15 protein-coding genes are annotated in these 18,601 nt (G+C 32.0%); 3 read left to right on the top strand and 12 right to left on the bottom strand.

Annotated elements, in window-relative coordinates:
• Positions 1 to 493 precede the first annotated feature (493 nt).
• Positions 494 to 1,171 (top strand): rubrerythrin, encoded by a 678-nt coding sequence (gene rbr / locus EYR00_RS05175; protein WP_003534437.1) that lies wholly within the window; start codon positions 494 to 496, stop codon positions 1,169 to 1,171.
• A gap of 281 nt (positions 1,172 to 1,452) precedes the next feature.
• Here rbr and EYR00_RS05170 read toward each other — a convergent pair whose 3' ends face one another.
• The 3 genes from EYR00_RS05170 to EYR00_RS05160 are packed head-to-tail and all read right to left on the bottom strand — an operon-like array spanning position 1,453 to position 5,594.
• A complete protein-coding gene (locus tag EYR00_RS05170) occupies positions 1,453 to 3,681 on the bottom strand; it encodes an alpha-galactosidase (RefSeq protein WP_003534439.1) in 2,229 nt (742 codons plus the stop codon).
• Positions 3,671 to 5,122: a melibiose:sodium transporter MelB gene (melB, locus tag EYR00_RS05165; RefSeq protein ID WP_040434013.1), complete on the bottom strand. Its 1,452-nt coding sequence runs from the start codon at positions 5,120 to 5,122 to the stop codon at positions 3,671 to 3,673. Before melB ends, EYR00_RS05170 begins: the two co-directional genes overlap by 11 nt.
• A gap of 4 nt (positions 5,123 to 5,126) precedes the next feature.
• Positions 5,127 to 5,594 carry a PTS sugar transporter subunit IIA gene (locus tag EYR00_RS05160; RefSeq protein ID WP_003534443.1) on the bottom strand — a complete coding sequence of 156 codons (468 nt, stop codon included), beginning with the start codon at positions 5,592 to 5,594 and terminating at the stop codon, positions 5,127 to 5,129.
• A gap of 293 nt (positions 5,595 to 5,887) precedes the next feature.
• Here EYR00_RS05160 and EYR00_RS05155 point away from each other — a divergent pair, with 293 nt between their 5' ends.
• A complete protein-coding gene (locus EYR00_RS05155) occupies positions 5,888 to 7,051 on the top strand; it encodes an aminotransferase class I/II-fold pyridoxal phosphate-dependent enzyme (RefSeq protein ID WP_003534445.1) in 1,164 nt (387 codons plus the stop codon).
• A 129-nt stretch (positions 7,052 to 7,180) separates the two neighbouring features.
• On the opposite strand, the gene EYR00_RS05150 is transcribed toward EYR00_RS05155, so the two are convergent.
• The 7 genes from EYR00_RS05150 to EYR00_RS05120 form a co-directional block, all read right to left on the bottom strand.
• The gene (locus EYR00_RS05150) at positions 7,181 to 8,086 is read right to left on the bottom strand and encodes an ROK family protein (protein ID WP_008792750.1); all 906 of its coding nucleotides are present in this window, start codon (positions 8,084 to 8,086) and stop codon (positions 7,181 to 7,183) included.
• Between the two features lie 117 nt (positions 8,087 to 8,203).
• Entirely contained in the window at positions 8,204 to 8,467 is a 264-nt protein-coding gene (locus tag EYR00_RS05145) for a hypothetical protein (RefSeq protein ID WP_003534448.1), read from the bottom strand.
• A gap of 55 nt (positions 8,468 to 8,522) precedes the next feature.
• A complete protein-coding gene (locus EYR00_RS05140; protein WP_008792751.1) occupies positions 8,523 to 9,158 on the bottom strand; it encodes a sugar O-acetyltransferase in 636 nt (211 codons plus the stop codon).
• 52 nt (positions 9,159 to 9,210) lie between these two features.
• Positions 9,211 to 10,641: a pyruvate kinase gene (gene pyk / locus EYR00_RS05135; RefSeq protein ID WP_003534452.1), complete on the bottom strand. Its 1,431-nt coding sequence runs from the start codon at positions 10,639 to 10,641 to the stop codon at positions 9,211 to 9,213.
• 111 nt (positions 10,642 to 10,752) lie between these two features.
• Positions 10,753 to 13,764 carry a beta-galactosidase, LacZ type gene (gene lacZ, locus EYR00_RS05130; RefSeq protein WP_003534454.1) on the bottom strand — a complete coding sequence of 1,004 codons (3,012 nt, stop codon included), beginning with the start codon at positions 13,762 to 13,764 and terminating at the stop codon, positions 10,753 to 10,755.
• 400 nt (positions 13,765 to 14,164) lie between these two features.
• Complete coding sequence (locus tag EYR00_RS05125; RefSeq protein ID WP_003534455.1) at positions 14,165 to 15,502, bottom strand: MATE family efflux transporter; 1,338 nt, start codon at positions 15,500 to 15,502, stop codon at positions 14,165 to 14,167.
• Complete coding sequence (locus tag EYR00_RS05120) at positions 15,495 to 15,929, bottom strand: MarR family winged helix-turn-helix transcriptional regulator (RefSeq protein ID WP_003534458.1); 435 nt, start codon at positions 15,927 to 15,929, stop codon at positions 15,495 to 15,497. The genes EYR00_RS05125 and EYR00_RS05120 overlap by 8 nt, the downstream gene beginning before the upstream one ends.
• Before the next feature lie 271 nt (positions 15,930 to 16,200).
• On the opposite strand from EYR00_RS05120, the gene EYR00_RS05115 reads away from it, so the two are divergent.
• Positions 16,201 to 16,458, top strand: coding sequence for a DUF2624 family protein (locus tag EYR00_RS05115; protein ID WP_008792754.1), 258 nt, complete (start codon positions 16,201 to 16,203; stop codon positions 16,456 to 16,458).
• 54 nt (positions 16,459 to 16,512) lie between these two features.
• Here the strand turns inward: EYR00_RS05115 and EYR00_RS05110 are convergent, their stop codons facing one another.
• Both EYR00_RS05110 and EYR00_RS05105 read right to left on the bottom strand, forming a co-directional pair.
• Entirely contained in the window at positions 16,513 to 16,797 is a 285-nt protein-coding gene (locus EYR00_RS05110) for a hypothetical protein (protein WP_003534463.1), read from the bottom strand.
• 762 nt (positions 16,798 to 17,559) lie between these two features.
• A complete protein-coding gene (locus tag EYR00_RS05105) occupies positions 17,560 to 18,516 on the bottom strand; it encodes an ROK family protein (protein WP_003534467.1) in 957 nt (318 codons plus the stop codon).
• Positions 18,517 to 18,601: the final 85 nt, after the last annotated feature.

Below are 18,601 nucleotides of genomic sequence, written 5' to 3'. Positions count from 1 at the left end.
CTTCAAAATGTATTAACGCACACCTGTGATTAAATGCCATTTCTATGGTCCCTTATGACTATCCACCACGAAATAAAGAAGTTAAAATGCTTAATGAGTTAGGTTATTTAACCTGAAGTAAAGCAAAACAAGAAGTAATAGCTCAAAATCTTTCAAAACAAACAAGCAATCCTGTTATTAAGCAAATAGCTAACACTCTAGTCAAATCTAACCGATTAATAAATGAAGACATTGCTCGTAAATCAAGATTTATGCTACCTCAAAGTTTATATACTAGAAACTTTTTAAACAAGTTATTGAAAAATGCTAAAAATGACGTGAGAAAGATTTAATTAATAAACTACTAAAAAATTCCTTGTAATGAAAAAAGCTAATTTAAACATATATCAAATAAAGATTCATAAATTAATAAAATATAAATTGCTTTTTAATTTAATAAGCGTTATAATTAAATAGTAATGATTACTATTTAATAAATTTGGAGGAAAAGAAGATGAAATACGTTTGTAAAATTTGTGGATTTATTTATGATGAAGCTACTCAAGATGCTAAGTGGAATGATTTAGATACTGATTGGGTATGTCCGGTTTGTAAAGCTCCAAAAGAAAAATTTGAAGCAGTAGCAGAAACTAGTACTAGTAAATATGCGGGAACAAAAACTGAAAAGAATTTAATGGAAGCCTTTGCTGGTGAATCAATGGCTCGTAATAAATATACTTTCTTTGCTGAAGCAGCTCGTAAAGAAGGATTAGAGCAAATTGCTGCAATTTTTGAAGAAACAGCTGATCAAGAAAAACAACATGCTAAAATGTGGTTTGCCGCATTTCATGGAATTGGAACAACTGATGAAAATCTAGAAGCAGCCGCTGCAGGTGAAAATGAAGAGTGGACTGAAATGTATGCAAGAATGGCCCAAGAAGCACGTGAAGAAGGTTTTGAAGAATTAGCAATTAAATTTGAAAATGTTGCTATCGTTGAAAAATCCCATGAGAAACGTTATCTAAAATTATTAGAATCATATAAAAACGGCACAACATTCAAAGGCGATGCCCCAAAAGGATGGAAATGTCGTCAATGCGGATTCATTTATGAAGGAGATGAAGCACCTGAACATTGTCCTACATGCGGATATCCTAAAGCCTTTTTTGAAAGAATGTGTGAAAATTACTAATAAGAATTAATATAACTATTTTAAAAAGATGTAATTAAATATAATAATTAAATATTTGGATTGATTTCTTTATAAAGAAATCAATCCTTTTAATTTATGACTTTTTGATTATAATATTCTAAATCCATACCTATAAACTATTTTAAATCTGATTAAAAACTTCTCATCTAAACAGTTCTCTTTGATATATAAATACCCCACAAGCTAGAATAACGGTTTACCGTAGAATAGCTCTACACTTAAGCCTGTCTTATCCAACTGGTGAGGTTTACTCAGGATTATTATATTTTTGCTTTTAATACGTAGATTCTAGATAAATAATCTCCATTAGTCCCATCGTATTTTTCTTTATTTTCACCGCAAGAACTATCAGTTGTAATTAAACCCAAGTTCATTAATTCATCACCATAATGAACTGTATTATTAAGATTAACATGATATTCTTTATCCGGATCTAATCCCAACAGCTTTACACGACGGTAACCAACATTAACTTCCTGCAAAGTACGATAATATCCAATAATAGCAGTATTCTGATCCTGTGATACAACCATCCAAACAGTCTCATTACCTTCAAATGGACTTTTTAAACGGTAAAACGTTCCAAACTGAATAATCTCCCGATAGTCCTTCATAAAGGTGATTTGTTCTTTAACTTTTATCTGTTCATCCATGTTTAATTTATTAAGATCTAATTCGTATCCAAAAGTACCAAAATAAGCAACATTTGCCCTTGTTTCAATCGGTGTATTTCTCAACAACTGATGATTTGGCGCTGCCGATACATGAGCTCCAAGACTCGAAACAGGATATACCATTGATGTTCCATATTGGATTTTCAAACGTTCTAGCGCATCAGTATCATCACTGGTCCAACATTGTGGTGCATAATACATCATTCCTGGATCAAAACGAGCACCACCACTAGCACAAGATTCAAATAAAATTTCAGGAAAACGATTTGTTAACAATTCATATAACTGATACACTCCTAAAATATATTCATGCATAACTCGTCCCTGACTCTCACTATCGTGACAACTAGAGTAAACTTCTGTCATACAGCGGTTCATATCCCATTTAATATAAGAAATATTTGCTTTATCAATTACTTCTGTCATCATATTATAAACATAAATAACGACTTCTGGATTTGAAAAATCTAATACAAATTGATTACGTCCATGACTACTAGGACGGTTTGGTGTTTCTAAAATCCACTGTGGATGATTACGATATAAATCAGAATTTTTATTGACCATTTCTGGTTCAAACCACAAACCAAACTTCATTCCCAGATTATTTATTTTTCTTGATAAACCACTAATTCCACTTGGTAATTTTTGTAAATTCGGATACCAGTCACCTAACCCTGCAACATCATTATTACGTTTACCAAACCAGCCATCATCAAGAACAAATAACTCGATTCCTAATTTTTGAGCAGTTCCAGCAATATCCATAATTTTTTCTTCATCAAAATCAAAGTACGTTGCCTCCCAATTATTAACTAAAATAGGTCGTACTTGATCACGATATTTCCCACGAGCCAATCGTCTTTGATAAAGTTTGTGGTAAGTTTGTGACATTTTATTTAGTCCATCATTTGAATACACCATGACTACTTCCGGAGTTTGAAAACTTTCTCCTTTTTCAAGACTCCAGCTAAAACAGTGGGGATGTATTCCCATCATCACTCTTGTAACATCATAAGTATCAACTTCAACCTGAGCTAAAAAATTCCCACTATATACAAAACTAAATCCTAAAACCTCACCAGCATATTCATTACAATTTTCACGCTTTAAAGCGATGAAAGGATTAAAATTATTACTTGAACATCCTCTTAGAGAATATATAGATTGAATTCCATGCTCTAGCTTTCTCTCCTTAATGCTCCTTTCACGAGCCCAAGCACCTGTTAATTCAATCATCTCATATTCTTTGTCGGGTAAATCAAGTGACATACTCATCACTTGCTCTAAAGTTATTTTTTGTTCACCGCAATTTTCAATGTAAGCATTTCTTGTAATTACCGGCATATTTTCAAAAATTGTGTAACTTAAAATAATTTTTGAATCAATTATATTATCATATAAAGTTATTAATAAAGTTGTTGCTTCATCTGGTGATTCAACATATGTCGCGGGTAATTTATCTAATTTAGGCTTACCACTTATAATAGTATGCCCCTGATAGTTAAACGAAATGATTCGACTACCATTTGCTTGAGCGATTTCAATCGCAGGGTGACGCATATCACCAGAGCCATAAGCAGGATATTCCTGTTTAATATGTTCTAAAGAAAATGTTAAATCGCCTTCAAAAGCACATGATGCCATTGGTCGCTGCATAGTTTCAAATAAATGATCAAAATTTTCACGATCTTTGATTGCTTTACCATAATAAAGTTGTCCTAATTGATTATTTTTTAAAATTTTAAAAATATAACTTATCTCTTGATTATATAAATGAAATATCTTAGTTGTTTTATGAAATTTAATTGGCATATTTCTTCTCCTTTAAATCAATAATCGGTTCATTTGAATTTTTTATATCTTCCGTTACATCATCAAGAATCATCTGATTTTCTTCTTTCCTTAAAGCGATTATATTCATAATTCTTTGATAGTACGCTCCGTTTAATTTGTAATACTTTTTATAAATAATATAACTTATTAGCACTAAAATAATTGGTAATGCAACCATAATAATACGCATTCCATTTTGAGTTGCCATAGTTTGAGAAGCTCCAGCAACATATCCTGTGGCATCTAAAGCAAAACCTGTAAATAAAGCACCCATAGCTGAAGCAAATTTTACTAATAAGGTTTGAATTGAAAAAATTACAGACTCATTACGTGTCCCTAGCTTATATTCTCCATAATCTACAACATCGGCTAATACTACTGTCACTGTACCTAATTGTAATCCAGAACCGAATTTGACACAAATCCCTGCTACTGCTGTTAAAATATAATTTTGTGGAGCAATAAATCCTGTTACTAATAAAATGATTAGACCAACTACTGGTATTCCACTAGCTAAAGCATACACCTGTTGTTTACTTAATCTTTGAGATAACTTTGGAAAGATGATCAAACCAAAAATCTCTGCAAATCCTGCAAACATTGTAAAAACAGAAAATAATCCCTTATTGCCTGCAACATAAATAAAATAATAAGTTTGAACCCCAGCAATACAATTCATTCCAAAATTAAATGTTAAAATCGTTGCTATTGCTACTAACAGCTGATCATTTTTACGAATTATTTCGAACATCTTTCTAAACGAAGTCTTTTCAGGTTTCTTTGCTTCTACTCGATCAGCTGATTTAACATTAACTACAGTAATTCCCACAGTTACAATAAAAATAATGGCAATGACAATAGCAAAATTTGTATATCCCACTTGAGCATCACCATTTCCAAGGAAATCCATGATTTGTAATCCAAACCCACCAACTAACAGAGAACCCCCAATCGATGCAAAAATTCTTGGAATAACAGCTACACGATCTCGTTCTTCTGGATTTGATGTTAAATTAGGTAACATTGACCAATATGGGATATCCATGACGGTATATGTCATTCCCCATACGATATACATAATAGCAGCAAATATATACAAACTAGTTCCTGATAATCTCCAATCAGTAAATAAAGCAACTAAAATAATTGCATTAACAATAGTTCCAATTGCTAACCAAGGTCTAAATTTACCCCATCTACTATGGGTGTTATCAACAATCATTCCCATACCTAAATCATTAACAGCATCCCAAAATTTTGCTAAGAAAAACAATGTTCCTACAAATGAAGCTGATAATTTAAGAACATCTGTAAAATACAACATACAATAAGTAAAGATAATTCCACAGCACATATCCTTACCAATTGCGCCTACTCCATATGAATATTTTTCCTTAAATGATAATCTATCATTATTCATTTTTCTATCCCCTTTCAACGATAATAAATGGTTCATTTAAATTAACCATACCATATCTATTAACAGTTATATTTTTACGATTTAAATTTGTAAAAACAAACGGTGTTGCATCAATACAACGATGTTTTTTTAATATTTCTGAATCAAAAGTTAACAAAATATCACCCTGTTTAACAACTTGATCAGGATCTACAAATATTTTAAAGCCATCCCCGTTTAGTTGATTCGTGTCCAAACCCACATGAATTAGAAACTCTATTCCTTGACCTTTCAAAACAATTGCATGCTTTGAAGAAAAAATAAAATTTATTTTACCATCAATTGGTGCGACAACTCTATTACCAGTTGGAAATATTACAACCCCTTCTCCAGTCATTCCTTTTGAAAAAACTTCATCAGGACAATACTCTAAAGGATAAACTTTTCCTTCTATCGGACAATTAACTTGAATTTCCTTTTTAAATACTCCCATCACTTTCCTCCTCAGTTTACTGTAAGCGCTTCTATATCGACAATTATAACATTTGGATATATTTATAATAGTATTAGATGTATTTTAAATATGTCAATTTGTTATATATTCCCTAATTACAAAAGGAAAGTAATTGAAATAAATTTATTTATTAATATTATATATTTTCAAAATACAACATTAAGACATATTTTTATAACATTTTAACTAAAATTATAAAGTAGCTTTTTTATTTTTTTACCTTTAACTTTAAGATTCATTGTATTAGAATAAACCACGAGGTGAATTATTAAATGGAATTTTCAAAACGAATGGAACTTTTTCAAGAAAGTATTTTTACAATTTTAGCAAAAAAGGCAGCATTAAGACGTGAAAATGGAAAAGAAGTAATTGATTTTAGTACGGGTACGCCAAATATTCCCCCTACCAAAAGAATAAGAGAAGTGCTTGCTAATGCTGCCCTAGATCCTAAAAACTATGTTTATGCGATTAATGATTTACCAGAATTAATCAAGGCTGTAATCGCTTGGTATAAAAAACGTTATGAGGTCATTTTAGAAGATGATGAAATTTGTTCATTACTGGGTTCTCAGGAAGGCTTAGCACATCTAGCAATGACATTGATCAACGATAGTGACATTGTCTTAGTTCCTAATCCTAGCTATCCTATTTTTAAAGACGGGCCGTTGCTTGCTAATGCAAATATTGTCGATATGCCTTTAAAAGAAGAAAATAATTATTTGATTGACTTTGATAAAATTGATCCAACCATTGCTAAAAAAGCAAAATTTATGATTGTTTCATATCCTAACAACCCTACCTGTGCGATTGCAAATGATAAGTTTTATTTAAGATTAATTGACTTTGCTAAAAAGTATCAAATTATTGTATTACACGATAATGCTTATAGCGAACTATTATTTGAAGGCTTAGGTAGAAGCTTTTTATCATATCCTGGCGCTAAAGATGTAGGTATTGAATTTAATTCCTTATCAAAAACTTATGGGCTTGCTGGTGCTCGAATTGGATTTGCAGTTGGCAACAAAGCAATTATTGAACAGCTTAAAACATTAAAATCTAATATGGATTATGGCATGTTTATCCCTATTCAATTAGCAGCAATCGAAGCCATTACCGGTGAACAAAATTGTGTTATAAAAACAAGAGAGGCTTATCAGCGGCGTCGCGATATCTTTTTAAAATGTGCTCAAGAAATTGGCTGGAATATTAAAGAGACAAAAGGAACTATGTTTATTTGGGCAAAAATTCCTAGCTTATATCAAAAGTCAATTGATTTTGTTAATGATTTATTTGAGCAAACCGGTATTTTATTTATTCCTGGTAGTGCTTTCGGCAGCGAAGGAGAAGGATATATTAGAATTGCTTTAATTCAAGATGAAGAAATAATAAAAAAGGCTTTCATTAAAATGAAAGCAACTAATATTTTCAAAAATTAAATTTTAAATATCAATTAGCAAACCTCTTTTTGGTTAGAATCAAAAAGAGGTTTTATTGCTCAAACTACTTTTATCATTATTTATAGATATAATAGAAAAGCAAACCCGTTTGGGCCTTGCTTCATTATGTTAATTTTTCTTACATGTATGTAAATGTTGATAAAAAGCGCCTAATAGATTAGCATCATTACGATATTGACAAGGAACAACTACAGGGCGTGCAATTGGTGAATTAGCCTTTAATCCAGTTTGATACATTTCTTCTATATGTTTCTCAACTAATTCTAATAATAATGGTTGTGCTGAGATACCACCACCAATCGCAATTTTTTCTGGGTCGAAAAGTGCTTGTAAATTATAAATTTGAACAGCTAAACGATTACAGAATTTATCAAGCCCAGCAAGTACCTTTTTATCTCCACTATTTGCCATTTCAAAAATCTCTTTACCATTATATTGTTCTTTTGTTCCAACAGACTCTTGAACTGCCTTTAATAAGCCAGGAATTCCATTCGTAGCTGCCCATACACATTCAGGGTTATTGCCATCTTCCCCATTAGTCCGCATCCATGAAAATTCTCCTGAAGAGAAATGTTTACCAATATGAACTTTACCATCACGAACAATACAACCGCCTATTCCAGTTCCTAAAATTATTACAGCAGCATCATCAACATCTTTTAAACATCCAAATCCTACTTCCGCATTAGCCGCACATTTAGCATCATTACCAATCGTAATAGGCAACGGGCAACGTTCTTGTAAAATTTTTACAATTTCCATATCTTTTATATATTTATATGCACCACCAGTATAAGCAAAGCCCTTTTGAGGATCTATTGCACCCGGCATAGAAATTGCCATACCAACAATTTGTTCAGCATACTTATCATACAGTTCTCCAATTACCTCAACAAACTGCTCAATACTTTGATGAGGTGCAATTGTACTTCCTTTTTCAATAAACTCTCCCGTTTCATTTAATAAAGCATACTTGATTGAACTACCACCAATATCTAATGTTAAATAATTCATATTATCTCCTTTCATATTTCGCTCTTACTTTTAAGTATAACGATATTTCCAACAAGATTCAATAAATTATCAAAACACGAAAATAGATACACATTTGTGTACCTATTTTTTACTATTTCACCATCGTGGCGGACGTGGTGGCGGTCCTGGGGGTCGTGGCCCTGGTCCTGGGGGACCTGGCTGCCATGGTGGTCGTGGTCCCGGTCCTGGTGGGCCTGGCTGCCATGGTGGGCGTGGTCCCGGTCCCGGTGGGCCTGGCTGCCATGGTGGTCCCGGTTGCCATGGTGGAGGAAATAACCACCAAAACCAAAATGGAATAATTGGCTGCCGACTATCTAACTGATTATCAATCATGTAATATTCATCTTGAAGCGGATCCATTTAAACACCTCACTTTATTATACAATATGTATCCCTTTAAAGAAGGCATGGGCTTTTACCAATCAAGATTAACTTTTTTTCCTTTACGATAATATTCTTTATCATAATCATTAATTTCGCGAATTACTCGGCATGGTACCCCATAAGCAACAGAATTTGCTGGAATATCTTGGGTTACAACACTACCAGCTCCAATAACACTATTGTCACCAATCGTAACCCCCGGTAAAATAACACTATTTGCACCGATCCAAACATCATCCCCAATTACAATCGGCAATGAAAATTGCGTTCCACCTCTTCGATATTCCGGATCAACAGGATGACCAGTTACTGATAATGTAACATTTGGAGCAACCATTACATTGTTACCAATATGAACTTCAATATCATCAACAACAACCAAATTAAAATTAGCATAAAAATTTTCACCAATATAGGTATTACAGCCGTAGGCAAAATAAGCGGGAGCTTCAATCCATATATTTTCACCAGCATGGCCTAGTAACCCTCTTAAAATATCCTGTTTTTCTTTTTTATTATCAGGATGACAATGATTATACTCGAACATTCTTGCTTTACAATTTAATCTTTGACGTTCAATTTCTTTTTCATACTCTTGATCTTCTATATTTTCATGGCCAAATTCCCGATATAATTGACCGTTCTTCATTTTATCTTTTAATAACATATATCCTCCTTATGATAAACACCCAGCTAAGCTGGGTGTCATATCCTTAATATTATTTAACACGAACTAACTCTAAATAGCTAGTATCCCCTTTAAGTCCTGGTTTACCACCAGTAACTAAAATAAGTTCTCCCGATTCAACACCATTTTCTTTTGCAATGATTTCAGCATAATCCATCATACTTGAACGTGTTTTCATTGTTTTGCATTTTACTGGTTTTACTCCCCAGTTAATTGCAAGGGCTCTAGTAGTTGCTACTTCAGGTGTAGCAGCAATGATCCGAGCTTCAGGACGATAACGAGACATTTTTCGAGCAGTAAATCCACTTTCAGTAAAAGCAATAATCGCTGCAACTTGGAATTTAGAGGCAATTTCTGCAACTGACATACAAATAGCTTCAGATGTATCTTGTGGAGCAGTTCTTACAGCTTGACGATGTAATGCATCATAATCTAAGCTATTTTCTGTTTTTAAAGCAATCTTACTCATTGTCATTACTGCTTCTTGTGGATATAGGCCTGATGCAGATTCCCCAGATAGCATGATTGCATCTGTTCCATCAAAAATAGCATTGGCAACATCACTTACTTCTGCACGAGTCGGGCGAGGATTTTGCTGCATACTTTCAAGCATTTGAGTAGCAGTAATAACTAATTTTCCCATATCCTTACATTTCGTAATGACTTCCTTTTGAATCAATGGGACATCCTCTGCAGGTACTTCAACTCCTAAATCACCACGGGCAACCATAATCCCATCAGCTATTTTTAGAATCTCATCTATGTTTTCAACACCTTCGCTATTTTCAATCTTAGCAATGATTTGAATATCAGGTCGACCATTTTCAACCAAAAGTTTTTTTACATCAAATACATCTTGTGCACGTCTTACAAAAGAAGCAGCCACATAATTGAATGGTTGTGTACATCCATAAGTTAAATCATCAATATCTTTTGGTGATAGATAATCGAAACCTAATTTAATTCCCGGTACATTGATTCCCCTTTTATTTTTTACAATTCCGTTATTAGCACAAACACATACAATGTCTGTACCTTCAACATGATCAACTAGCAATTCCACTTGACCGTCATTTACCAAAATAAACCCACCAGGTTTTACATCCTTATATAATTCTTTATAAGTGATTGTAAAACGATCACTTGTTCCGACAATATCTTCTTGACAAATTGTGACAACCTGACCTTTTTTAAATTCAGTTGAACCATCGATAAAATCACCTGTTCTAATTTCCGGCCCTTTAGTATCTAATAAAATAGCAACGCTTGTATCCAACTCCTTATTGATTTCAGTAATCAAATCAATTTTTGCCTGATGCTCAGGATGAGTTCCATGAGAAAAATTAAGTCTCATTACATTCATTCCAGCTTTAACTAATTTAGTTAACATCTCTTTGTTATCTGATGCTGGTCCTATCGTACATACAATTTTTGTTTTACTCATTACTTCGTTTTTTAGCATATCGTCATTACCATCCTTTTCCTTCTCAATTTATCATACATGTTTATTATAGCCCATCTAAAAAACACTTGCGAGACTTTTGATAACATTTATCAAAAGATTTTTAGTTGATTAACGCTTACAAATTTCGAAAGCGTATTCAACATCTTCTTCACCTTTAATACAGTATTCTTCGAGTATTGGAGCACCCCAACTATCATCACCGCCAACACCCATTTGAGCAGCTAAAATAGTTACAAAGGTAAAATATGATTTTGGTAATTCTTCTTGATGCATTGCAGCTTCTAAAGTCTGCAAGCTATATGGAAGAACAGTTGCTTCGAATGGCTGATCGATCATTTTGAAACAAATTCCTTGATCTTTTTCATCAGTTATTGCTAAATAACGCAAATCACAGCGATTTCCACATTCTTGTGGAACTAAATATGGCGATAAGTTATCCTTAACAAGACAATCATAAACATCAATTTTTGCTCCATCCTTACGATCAATATAATTTTCTAAAGGTCCACGACCTAAATATTCAAAACGATCAACTTGATCATACAGTTTAAAACACATTCCTATTAATGGTAATTCTGGTAATCCTGCTTTTCCATGATAATGATAATCAACCCTAATAATACCTGGTGCCCGTACTGTAAAGACTATATCAACAGTAGTTGCAGGAATTACCGGTAAAGTATACTCAAAAAATACTTTTACACTACTATAATCAGAGGCAACTTCATAATTAAACTTAGTACAATTATAAAAAGTTGAAGCCCCAAACCACATTGAACTATTCACCTCATGTTTATACCCGCGTTCATTATCAGTTGATGCTCGGCTAAAAACAGGACGTGGAGCTCTTGCGATATATTCATGGTTCCCATATTTTAATGAAATTAATCCTTCACTATTAGCAAACATCACTTCAAAATCATTGTATCTTATACCGATATTACCATCACCAATAATAACTTTTAGCGGTTGTTTAGAAACTGAGAGCGGTTTATATTCACCAACTATAGTTTGACCGAAAGCAACTTCAAAACCAGCTTTAGCCCAAATTTGATCATCTTTCAATAAAGCACTAACTGTCTTAACAGCTTCTTTATCTAATTTTGTTAACCACGGAATCAATATTTCTTTAGAGTCTCCAGGTTTTACATCGGCTATGAAACATCCCTCCTGTAAAACTTTTTTACCTTGTTTTAATTGATAAACAAATTGATATTTACTAGTGTTACTAAACATCATTTTATTTGTAATTATGACACCTGCATCTGTCGGCTTAATAATAATATCTTGATATAAATATTTAACTTCTTGAGCTTTTGGCGAAATAGTACGATCAGCAAAAACAATTCCATCGCCACAGAAATTATAATCAGTATAGCGTTCTTTAAAATCTCCACCATAACCAAGAACTTTTTCACCATAACCATTTGTATAGTACACTGCCTGATCAATATAGTCCCAAATAAAACCACCTTGATATTGAGCATACTTATCTTCTAAATCAGTATACTGTTTCATTCCACCTAGAGAGTTTCCCATAGCATGCATATATTCACAACTAATATACGGTTTTGCAGGATTGCCCTGTAAATATGTTTCAATTTCTTTCGCTTTTGCATACATACGTGATTCCATGTCAGTTGCTTCACAATAATCACGATTCCATACACAACCTTCATAATGAACTAAACGAGTCGGATCATTTTCTCTAAAATGATTAGCCATAGCAACAATATTTGTTCCCGCGTATGATTCATTACCACATGACCAAATTAAAATCGAAGGATGATTTTTATCACGCTGTAGCATTGTATTAGCACGATCAACAACGACATCATGCCATTGTGGCAGGTTTCCTGGAATATTCCATGACGGTTCACAAGCACCTAATTTTTGCCATGAACCATGACTCTCTAAATTTGCTTCATCAATTAAATAAATTCCATACTCATCACATAGATCATACCACAATGATTGATTTGGATAATGAGATGTTCTTACTGCATTAATGTTATGCATTTTCATAAATTTGATATCATATAGCATATCCTCTTTTGTAATAGCCCGACCTTTATCAGCAGCAAATTCATGACGATTAACACCTCTAAAGACAATTCTTTGACCATTTAACTTCATTATCCCTTGATCCATTTTAAACTCTCTAAATCCAATTTTTTGTGGTATAACTTCTACTAAATTATCATCATGATCATAAACGGTTAACAATAGTTTATACAAATATGGATTTTCACTTGACCATAAATTAACATTAGTCAGTCCAAACGAAAAATTAGTTAATGGCAATTGCTTTGCTTGATAAATAATATTATTATTCTGATCATATAAAGCAGTATTTAGATAGCCCTCTTTTTTAGCAATTACATCTAAATTGACCGATACCTGGACATCTTTATAATTATTTTTTAAAGTAGTCTTAACAAACAGATCATTAATATGAATGTCTTCTATAGCATATAAACTTACATCTCTAAAAATCCCTGAAAAGCGCCAAAAATCCTGATCTTCTAACCAGCTGGCACTAGAGCGTTTATAAACCTCAACCGCTAATTTATTTTCACCATCTTTTAAAGCATAAGTTACATCAAAACTTGATGGCGTAAATGAATCCTCACTATAACCAATAAATTCTCCATTTAACCAAACATAATAAGCCGTTTCAACTCCATCAAAAACCAGACGAGTTGTTTTATTCTTTAATGCTTCATTTACTTCAAAATAGCAAACGTAACTTCCTACAGGATTATCGTCACTTGATATATGTGGTGGTCTTAATTTCTCATGCCCATCCCATGGGTATAAAGTATTAATATACTGCATCTGATCATAACCTTGCATTTGAATATGACCTGGTACATCGATCATATCAAAATAATGACAATCAATATCCTCTTTATAAAAATCAACAAATCTTTCATTAGGATTTTTAGCATAATTAAAATACCAGCGTCCATTTAAAGACTGCTTTAATTCCATTGCATCTCCATTCAATGCTTTATCAATATCGAGATAATAAGAATGATCACTATAAGCATTTAAGCGATTTACCGCAAAAACTTTAGGATCTGCTAACCAATTTAAATCTGCTTGTGTTCCTTTCATAATAGCCTCCAATTTTACTTATATTTTAGTGAAATACATATATATTTTACTAAAATATAATAAATTTTTCAATTCTTTTAATAAGATAATTATTTATATTTTATATAAATAATTATCTTCCGGCTAAGCTGAAGATTTTCATGTGCAGGTATACAGAGTAAATGCTAAAGTTCCTTCATTTCATGCAATCTGTCTCTACCACTTACGCTAATTCTTATTTTAAATCAAGTACAAGTTATTCCACCTTTTAATTGACTCTTTATATATTCTTTGTAACTTTTCCTATTATAACTACATAATTTTCTCTGCACTAAAGCTTTTTCTTGACCCATAGATTATCTGTGAATTTTATTGCATACAAAAAGCGACTTATCCTGTCGCCTTTCTTATTTTTATGTAATTATTTCAACTTATCATTGATAAAACGCTTGAAGAAAATCGCGTTAGTTCCTGTTGTTAATAAATCAGATACTGGTTCTGCCAGCATTACCGCTAATACACCATTGCTAATGAAATTAGGTAAAATATAAATCAAAGGAATTAATAAAATTATCTTGCGATAGAAAGCAAAGAAAAATGATCTTTTTCCTTCGCCCAATGATGTATAGATTTGTTGAAAAGAGCTATTAGCACCAATAATAATATAGCCAAAGATATACACTCTTAACATCTTTACCCCCAATTCCATTAGTTCTAGATCGTTAGTAAACATGCTAACAAAAAGCGCCGGGAACAACTCCATCAAAGTTACCATTATTACTGAAAATGTCAAGGCCACCTTAATTACCATTTTGATTGCCTCAATAACTCGTTCTTTTTGTCTAGCACCATAATTAAAAGAAATTATCGGCTGGCTCCCTTGGGCTATTCCTTCCATTGGTAAAAAGACAATTTGGGCCATTGAAGCCATAATTGTCATAGAACTAACGGCAATATCACCGCCAAAAAATAATAATTGTCGATTAAAACATACTTGTAAGATTCCCTCCGTACTATTCATAAAAAATGGTGAAATCCCTAAACCCAATACTCTTTTCATAATTATTTTATCAAAGAACAAGTATTCTTTCTTTATTTTTATTGTTGACCGTTTCGAAAAAATAAAATGCATTACCCATAAAAAAGAAACAAATTGCGAAATGATCGTAGCCAAGGCCGCTCCCGCTACTCCCATATTTAAAGTAAAAATAAAAATTGGATCTAGAATAATATTTAACGCGCCTCCAATAACTAACGTTAACATTCCAAACTTCGCATACCCTTGGCAATTAATAAAATAATTCATTCCCACACTTAATTGTACAAAAATCGTCCCCAATAAATAAATATTTAAATAATCTTTGGCATATGATAACGTATTTGCACTTGCACCAAACAATAATAAAATTTCTTCACCAAATATATATAAAACAATCATGATAACTATTGAACTTAATACTAAAGAACTAAAACAATTTGAGATTATTTTATTTGCTTGGTCATTTTCATCAGCTCCTAGACTTATTGAAGCTAATGGTGCCCCACCACGGCCAAACAAATTAGTAAAAGCGGTAATTATTGTAATAATTGCACTACACAAACCAATTCCAGCAATTGCTAAAGCTCCATCCTCCATTCTTCCAATATAAATTCGATCCACTAAATTGTATAGCAAGGTTACCATTTGTGCTAAGATCGATGGTATCGCCAGTGATAGCAGTAACTTTGAAATTTTTTCATTAGCAAGTCGCTCATTCATTGTTATTCCCTCCTAAATTTTCATAAATTTGGCTAATTAATCGGTTAAACTGTTCTTTATCTTGATCACTTAACCCCTGATAAGCAATTTCATTATAATTATCTTGAACAGCCCGAATTTCTTTAATCAGCTCATTAGCATATGGTGTTACAAACAAACAATTACAACGACGATTTTCATTATCTACTTGGCGTTCAACGAGCCCTCTTTTGACTAGTTTGTCAAGCGAACAAGAAACATACGCCTTAGAAATACCCCGGATATTGACAATATCTTGAGCATGATGATACTCAGGATTATTAGCTAAAAATGCCAATACATCAATTTCAATTTGAGTGATTTGATACTTTTTTTGTATTGTTTCAAACATAATATTATATTGCTTTAATAAATAAGGATAAATTGCCATTAAAAAGGTTTTCTTCATTTCTCTACTCCTAACTGTTCGTTAATGAACAGTTCTATAATAAACTATTTATTATGAATAAATTACATTTTTTCACAATAAGAAAAAACTAATATTTGTTGAAAGTTAAACAAATATTATTAGGGTGGTTATCTTTAAATATAACAACAAAAATACTTTATCGTAGATTAAAAAACAATGAGCTATATCATTTGTTATCCATTTTTCATAGCGGTATAATATGAATATAGAAAATGAGTTAATCATATATAGCTTGAAAGGAGGATGCTATATGACAAATTGGCAAATAGTGAATCATCGCTTGCAAAATCTATCATTACATAATCTAAAAGAAATCTGTTATGCACATAATATTTCTATGGAAGAACGTGACCTAGAGTTAATTCTTCAAATAATTAAAAATAACCCATATTCAATCGTAAATGAAGAATATACTCCGATTTTGTTTATTGAGATTTCCAATGTGACGAATAAAGCTACCTGTGACAAATTTAAGCCAATTATCGAAAAGGAATATTTGATTCACTAATAAAAAGCACCTAATAAAATTAGGCGCTTTTTAATATCATTAAAAATAGGGTTACTATCTTCTAAACTTTCTGTTATATTTTCTAAAAGATTCCGTAAACACATTATACTCTTCATTGGGAATATCTTCACCTTGAACAATCCTATCAATGACCGGTTTGTTTTCTTCCATCATTTTACGCGCATATTCTTCGGCAGTATTATTTCCTTTACTAATATTTAAGATATAATTACAAACTTGTTCATACATATCTTCTCCGGTAAACAGTTCCCACTGTTGACAATTTTTTACATCTAAAATATTTATTATAATTCTAGCTATTAACTCTCTATCTTTCATTTTTATCACCGCTCAATATTATCCCACAAATGACAATCAAGTTCAAATCATAGATAAAATTTTTAAAAGTTGTATAATATAAATGAGCATAAGATTGTCCTCCCGTTGACAAACTATGCTCATTTTTTCAATATTTTCATTGAGAATAATTGGTAAAATAGTTGAAATAATCACATCATAATCAATAATACTAAAAATATTTAATTTACCCCATATTCATCGTCATACAATAACTTAATTCTCTTATTGACATTTCCAAATAATAATCCACCATTTTCCCCTTGAACCATTTCTACAATAAATTTAATTGCGAGCACCTTTTATATTATTCGTGCAAAAAATTTAATTATCTCCATTTTTTTTATTAAAGATATAAAAAACAATCTGCTTATCAAAAATATTTTTAAGGAAAAATAACTTATTTCCCAGATCAATTGTCTAATTAAATCCTAGTTATTTCAAATGATTAAAAATAGCTATATTTCAAAAATTTATCATTGGCCATTTAAAGCTTATACAGATCACAATCCTCAATTTTTCCTCATTTATAACATCAAGCTTGATAACTTCTCTTTCCTAATTTTACTATAAACAAAGAATATTTGTAATAATTACCAAATTTAAAAAGTACAAACTGTTTTCACCTAATTTGTACTTTTTAAACTTTACTTCTTTTCTCATTAAACACAGAGATAAAAAATACTAATCTAATATTAATAAAAAAGATTACTATTGTATGATTTATCTAGTTTAACGACGGCATCATAATATTAGTTTTCTTTTAGCGTATTTAGCTGCACCATACATTCCCGCTTGTTCCCCAAGTTCTGCAACCACTAGATCACAGTTATTACTAGCAATTTCCAAAGCATGAATAGCAGCAACCTCTCGAGTTGAAGCTAATAACCGCTCTCCTGCATTTGATACTCCACCACCAATAATAATACGTTCAGGATTAAATAAGTTAATAAGGTTAGTTATCCCATAACCAAGTATTTCTCCTGTCTCTTTAAGAGTCGCAACGGCAATCGAATCATTTAAATCATAAGCTTGGCAGATCATCTTTGCAGTGATCTCATCACAATTATTTACCCATCTATTAACAATACTCATATGATCAATATCCTTTTCTTTAAACGTATTGATCATTCCAACTGCAGAAACGTACCTACCCAAGCACCCACTACTACCACAACGACAAGCTCTCCCATGACGATACATATTCATATGCCCAATTTCTCCGACACTGTCATTTGCACCGTATAAAACATGTCCATCTACTACGATTCCAGAACCTAAACCGGTCCCAATTGCAATTAAAATAATATTTTTAAAACCTTTCCCAGCTCCAAAATACAATTCTCCATAAAGATGCATTCTAACATCATTATCAATTACAGTTGGAATCAGCCACTTATGTTCAAACCATTCTTTGATCTTGACATTGTGCCAATTATTAAAATTAGGAGAAAATAAAGAAATACCGTCATTTCGATTTAACAAACCCGGTACTCCTATACCTAGAGCATCTATCTGTTCAAATGAAAGATTATTCTTTAAAACTAATATTTCTAAACATTTTTCAATTCTTTTTAAAACTATATCTGCACCCAAACTTGCTCCTGTATTTTTTTGAACCATTTTTAATAATTGTAACTGTTCATCAAAGAGTCCTTCTTTAATAGTTGTTCCGCCCAAGTCTACTCCCAAATAATACATTTTTCCTCCTATTAAAAAAGGGCATTTCTATAGTGAAGCTCCATTATTTTAATATGCTCAAATAACAGAGTTCACTTTCTTCTGC

The sequence above is a fragment of the Thomasclavelia ramosa DSM 1402 genome (assembly GCF_014131695.1).
Classification (GTDB): Bacteria; Bacillota_I; Bacilli_A; order Erysipelotrichales; family Coprobacillaceae; genus Thomasclavelia; species Thomasclavelia ramosa.
The sequence above is the reverse complement of the archived record's forward strand: the minus strand, read 5'-3'. Positions and strand labels throughout refer to the sequence as shown.

Bases quoted from the DNA above. Each gene is read 5' to 3' on its own strand.
- EYR00_RS05110 (WP_003534463.1), bottom strand. From the start codon at position 16,797: ATGAAAGATAGAGAGTTAATAGCTAGAATTATAATAAATATTTTAGAT.
- EYR00_RS05105 (WP_003534467.1), bottom strand. From the start codon at position 18,516: ATGTATTATTTGGGAGTAGACTTGGGCGGAACAACTATTAAAGAAGGA.
- EYR00_RS05155 (WP_003534445.1), top strand. From the start codon at position 5,888: ATGGAATTTTCAAAACGAATGGAACTTTTTCAAGAAAGTATTTTTACA.
- EYR00_RS05125 (WP_003534455.1), bottom strand. From the start codon at position 15,502: ATGAATGAGCGACTTGCTAATGAAAAAATTTCAAAGTTACTGCTATCA.
- EYR00_RS05115 (WP_008792754.1), top strand. From the start codon at position 16,201: ATGACAAATTGGCAAATAGTGAATCATCGCTTGCAAAATCTATCATTA.
- rbr (WP_003534437.1), top strand. From the start codon at position 494: ATGAAATACGTTTGTAAAATTTGTGGATTTATTTATGATGAAGCTACT.
- EYR00_RS05140 (WP_008792751.1), bottom strand. From the start codon at position 9,158: ATGTTATTAAAAGATAAAATGAAGAACGGTCAATTATATCGGGAATTT.
- EYR00_RS05120 (WP_003534458.1), bottom strand. From the start codon at position 15,929: ATGAAGAAAACCTTTTTAATGGCAATTTATCCTTATTTATTAAAGCAA.
- melB (WP_040434013.1), bottom strand. From the start codon at position 5,122: ATGAATAATGATAGATTATCATTTAAGGAAAAATATTCATATGGAGTA.
- EYR00_RS05160 (WP_003534443.1), bottom strand. From the start codon at position 5,594: ATGGGAGTATTTAAAAAGGAAATTCAAGTTAATTGTCCGATAGAAGGA.
- EYR00_RS05145 (WP_003534448.1), bottom strand. From the start codon at position 8,467: ATGGATCCGCTTCAAGATGAATATTACATGATTGATAATCAGTTAGAT.
- EYR00_RS05170 (WP_003534439.1), bottom strand. From the start codon at position 3,681: ATGCCAATTAAATTTCATAAAACAACTAAGATATTTCATTTATATAAT.
- EYR00_RS05150 (WP_008792750.1), bottom strand. From the start codon at position 8,086: ATGAATTATTTAACATTAGATATTGGTGGTAGTTCAATCAAGTATGCT.
- lacZ (WP_003534454.1), bottom strand. From the start codon at position 13,764: ATGAAAGGAACACAAGCAGATTTAAATTGGTTAGCAGATCCTAAAGTT.
- pyk (WP_003534452.1), bottom strand. From the start codon at position 10,641: ATGCTAAAAAACGAAGTAATGAGTAAAACAAAAATTGTATGTACGATA.